This is a genomic window from Stenotrophomonas sp. YJH_SMC_135, assembly GCF_059372355.1.
This window is the reverse complement of record NZ_JCAFVN010000016.1, coordinates 1-4,275: the sequence shown is the minus strand read 5'-3', so window position 1 is coordinate 4,275 and position 4,275 is coordinate 1. Positions and strand designations below refer to the sequence as shown.

Here is a 4,275-nt window from a genome sequence, read left to right as displayed (position 1 = left end):
GGCGAGCTGGTTGGCCTGGCGTGCGTGCTCGGCGTTCTGGCGCACGGTGGAGGTCAGTTCCTCCATCGAGGCGGCGGTTTCTTCCAGGTTGGCGGCCTGCTGCTCGGTGCGGCGCGACAGGTCGCTGTTGCCGGAGGCGATTTCACCGGCAGCGGAGCTGATCGCGCGGCTGGACTGCTTGATGCGGGTGACGATCTCGCTCAGCTGCGCGGCGGTGGCGTTGGCGTCGTCGCGCATCCGGGCGAACACGCCCTGGTAATCGCCGTGCATGCGCACGGTCAGGTCGCCCTGCGACAGCGCGGCCAGCAGGCCGGAGATCTGCTCGATGCTGCCGGCATTGGCGTCCAGCAGGCCGTTGATCTGCTGGGCCAGCTGCAGGAAGAAGCCTTCCTTGTCGCTGGCATCGATGCGGCCGGACAGGTCGCCAGCGGCGGCCTGGGCGATCACGCGGGCCACTTCAGCTTCGACCTGCGCTTCCTGGGTACGGTCGCGCCATTCCACCACGTAGCCGACGGTGTCGCCGCCTTCATTGCGGATGGTCGAGACCACCTGGGCGAACTGGGCATCGCCGTACTGCATCGGGCGACGGGCGACGCCGTGTGCCTTCAGGTTGCCCAGCAGGGTCTGGTCCATCTCGCCGCGGTGTTCGAGCACGGTGACCGGCTTGCCGATCAGCGAAGCCTGCGCATCGAAGTCCGGCAGGTCGCGGCGCAGTTCGTCCTGGTACTGGCTCAGGGTCTGCTGCAGGGCGCGGTTGCTGTAGACGATGGTGTTGCTGGTGTCGGTCAGGTAGACGCCGGTCGAGCTGTAGTCCAGCGCGGTACGGATGCGCAGGTTCTCGCGGGCGATGGCCTGGTCGGTCTCGATGCGCTCGCGCAGGTCGCGCTGCATGCGCTGCATGGCCTGCATCAGTTCGCCCACTTCATCCTGGCGGCTGACGTCGATGTGGCCATCGAGCTTGCCGCCGGCCACGTCGTTGGCCACCGAGACGGCGCCACGCACGCTGCCGACCAGGGCGCGGGCAAACAGCCACACCAGCACCAGGCCGAGCGCGGCGCCGCCCAGCAGGGCGATCACGGTCAGCACGGCCGAGGCGGAGTAGGTGGATGCGGCCTCTTCGCGCGAGGCGCGGGCGAGGCGGTTGTCTTCGGCGATCAGCGCCTCCAGCGCGGAGGCGGCCTTGCGGTGCTTGGTGCGGGTTTCGCCGACGAAGGTATCGATGGCGTCGTCCGGCAGGTCCAGTTCCAGCATCTCGGTGACGCTGTCATAGGATGCCAGGGCGTCCTTCCATTCCTTGGCGAAGGCGTCGAACAGCTTCTTCTGCTGCGGGTTGTCGACCAGCTTCGGATACTCCTTGATCGACTTGTCCATGCTGGCGCGCAGGTCGACACCCTGCTTGCGCGCATCGGACTTGACGTCATCGCTGGCGCGGATCAGCTGCTGGTAGGCGGCATTGCGGTACTCGCCCAGCATGCCGCGCATCTCGCCGGCCATGCGGATGCTCTCCATGCGTGAACCGGCCAGCTCGGTGGTCACGTTGTTCAGCGAATGCAGGCCGCGATAGGCGACGATGCCCTGCAGCAGCATCACCAGCAGGAGGACGCCGAAGGTCAGCAGCAGTTTCGGCATCAGTTTCAGGTTGTTGATCCACGGCATGGGCGTTGCGAGCTCCTAAGGCAGACGCGCCCGGGCATCGGGCCCGGTTGCAGCAGAAACCACGCCAGGACCAGGCCCGGCGTGGTCCGACGAACGGCGGATTACTTGATGTTGGCCAGCTTCAGCCCGGCCGGCGAGCTGACTTCGATTTCCGCACGCGAGGCGTCGCGCTGGATCTTGCCGATCACGCACACGGTCTTGCCTTCCAGGGTTTCCAGCGGGAAGGAGAACTTGCCGCGGTTCTCGCCGGCGATACGCGCCGAGAAGGTGTGGCGCGGGAAGGCGCCGCCCATGTACAGGAAGGTCGGCTGGCCTTCGGAGCCTTCTGCGTAACGGGCCTTTTCGACCTTGCCACAGACCATGCCGTCCTTGCCGACCGAACGCGGCGCCATTTCCGGCGGGATCATGTCGGCCGACTGGGCGAAAGCGGAGGCGGCGGTGGTGGCCAGGACAGCGGCCGAGACGAACGCAAACAGGGACTTCATCGAGGGTATCTCCGGGGATGGTAACGATCGGGCCGGTCCTGCGCGCTCCTGCGCGACCGGCTTCTGTCCCCCTATCGGCACCGCCGAAGGGAACTGAAGGGTTTTGTGACTGGAACGTGAAGCAGTTCCGTTTGCTCAGGCAGCGACGTCTTCGGCGAGGTTGGCCTGGCCCATGTCGGCGCTGTCGAGCAGGGTCTCGATGTCCAGCAGGATCAGCATGCGATCGTCGTGGGTACCGATGCCGGAGATGAAGCGGGTGTCGACGGCGGCGCCGAATTCCGGGGTCGGGCGGATCTGCTCGGCCGACAGCGGGATCACGTCGGAGACGCTGTCGACGACGATGCCGACCACGCGGTCTTCCACGTTCAGCACGATCATCACGGTGAAGGCATCGTAGCGGGCGTTGTCCAGGCGCAGCTTCAGGCGCAGGTCGATGACCGGGACGATGGTGCCGCGCAGGTTGATCACGCCCTTGATGTAGTCCGGGGCGTCCGGCACGCGGGTGACGGCGTCGTAGCCGCGGATTTCCTGCACCTTGAGGATGTCCACGCCGTAGTGCTCATCACCAAGGGTGAAGCTGAGGAATTCGCCACCGGCGCTGGCGGCGGAGCTGGTCTTGTCGTTCATCGAGGGGTCCTGGTTCTGCCGGAAGTCCCGGTGTCAGGCTCGATATCGGCCCCGCCGGGGGGGACTTTAGGTGCCGGGCAGTGCCGTGGATGGGGTCAGATCCCTTTTCAGGGAAAAGGGATCTGACCCCGGCATGCGCTCCAGGGTTGCCGGCCAGCGGCCGGCACTACCGGTCGGACGGCCTCAGAGCTCGCCGTTGCGGCGGGCCTTGCGCTGGCGGTCGATGCGGAAGATGTAGCGCTGGATGGCGCTGTCGGCGCCGCGTGGCAGGCTTTCAAAGCGCATGCCCACGCGCTTGACCTCGATGCCATTGGGCTGGCGCTGCGGCAGCAGGTTGCAGACCACCAGTTCGATATCCAGGTCGGGGCCGTCCGGCAGCGACAGCTGCGCCGGATAGCGCCTCTGCAGACCAAACACCGCGCAGTCATTGGGCACCACCACGGCCAGGCCGCCACCGCTGATGTCCACCACCCGCATCGACAGCGCTTCGGCCCGCGCTTCGCCGGGTGGCAGCAGCAGCTGCGGTGAATCAGTGACTGGCGTCTCCAGCCGGTACAGCTCGCGGCGCTGCAGGTGCACCAGTTCGTCAGGCAGCGGCGCACGGAAGGCCACATGGCCGTCGTTGTCCACGCGCTGCAGTTCGTGCAGCCGGAACCGTACCAGCACGCGTTCGAGCTGGGCGAAGCACAGCAGGTGATCGGCCTGCTCGGCGGCGCGGTTGGAGGCTTCCTGTGGGCTGCCATCGAGCAGCAGGAAGTCCTCGTCTTCGTCGAGGTCGAGCAGGGCGGTCGGGAAGGAACGGTCGCGGCCGTCGATATGGGCGTTGATCAGCGATCGCTGGTCGATCAGCGAGCGCAGCAGCTGGCGCAGCTGGCGCGGGTTGCGGACCAGGAATCGTTCGTCCGCGGCATCGGCCGCGTGGACATCATGCACTGCAGTGTCGTTGCCGTCGGACATGGAATCTACGGTCAGGGGCGGGCGCCAGCACGCATTGGCGCGAGGCTCGATGGGGATATCGGCCTCTGCACCGGATTATGAAGTGGGATTTGCATCACTTTCCACTCGTAAGGGCTCAGATCCCTTTCCCGCAGGAAAGGGATCTGAGCCCGTGGTTCTGTCAGAATTCCTGCCAGTCGCCGTCCACGGCCAGCGCCGGCTGGGCCGTTGCCGTGCGCAGCGCACGTGCCGGGGCCGGCTTTGCCGCAGGCGCGGCGGCTGCGAGCTGTCGCGGTACCGGTGCGGCCAGCGGGCGTGCCGGGATGGCCATCGTGCCCTGCGATGCCAGCCGGAAGCGGGCCACGGCTTCACCCAGCTGCACGGCCTGGTCTTCCATCGCGCGCGCCGCAGCAGTGGCTTCTTCCACCAACGCAGCATTCTGCTGGGTGGTTTCGTCCATCTGCACCACGGTCTGGTTGACCTGCTCGATGCCCGCCGACTGTTCCTGCGAGGCCGCAGAGATCTCGGCCATGATGTCGGTCACGCGCTGCACCGAGGCGACGATCTCGCC

At 66.8% G+C, this 4,275-nt stretch carries 4 protein-coding genes and 1 pseudogene; all 5 read right to left on the bottom strand.

The window, feature by feature from the left end:
• Positions 1–1,656 (bottom strand): methyl-accepting chemotaxis protein (locus tag AC5P98_RS21870; RefSeq protein ID WP_495221421.1); only part of this gene is annotated, 1,656 nt, incomplete at its 3' end.
• 101 nt (positions 1,657–1,757) lie between these two features.
• Positions 1,758–2,141, bottom strand: a complete 384-nt coding sequence (locus AC5P98_RS21865) for a hypothetical protein (RefSeq protein WP_014647020.1) — start codon at positions 2,139–2,141, stop codon at positions 1,758–1,760.
• Positions 2,142–2,276: 135 nt separating this feature from the next.
• On the bottom strand, positions 2,277–2,768 hold the full coding sequence (locus AC5P98_RS21860; RefSeq protein WP_014647021.1) for a chemotaxis protein CheW: 492 nt from the start codon (positions 2,766–2,768) through the stop codon (positions 2,277–2,279).
• Between the two features lie 183 nt (positions 2,769–2,951).
• Positions 2,952–3,725 (bottom strand): flagellar brake protein, encoded by a 774-nt coding sequence (locus tag AC5P98_RS21855; RefSeq protein WP_053451528.1) that lies wholly within the window; start codon positions 3,723–3,725, stop codon positions 2,952–2,954.
• A gap of 160 nt (positions 3,726–3,885) precedes the next feature.
• A pseudogene (locus AC5P98_RS21850) lies at positions 3,886–4,275 on the bottom strand (methyl-accepting chemotaxis protein); the annotation flags it as partial.

Coding starts and splice junctions, on each gene's coding strand:
- AC5P98_RS21860 (WP_014647021.1), bottom strand. CDS start 2,768: ATGAACGACAAGACCAGCTCCGCCGCCAGCGCCGGTGGCGAATTCCTC.
- AC5P98_RS21855 (WP_053451528.1), bottom strand. CDS start 3,725: ATGTCCGACGGCAACGACACTGCAGTGCATGATGTCCACGCGGCCGAT.
- AC5P98_RS21865 (WP_014647020.1), bottom strand. CDS start 2,141: ATGAAGTCCCTGTTTGCGTTCGTCTCGGCCGCTGTCCTGGCCACCACC.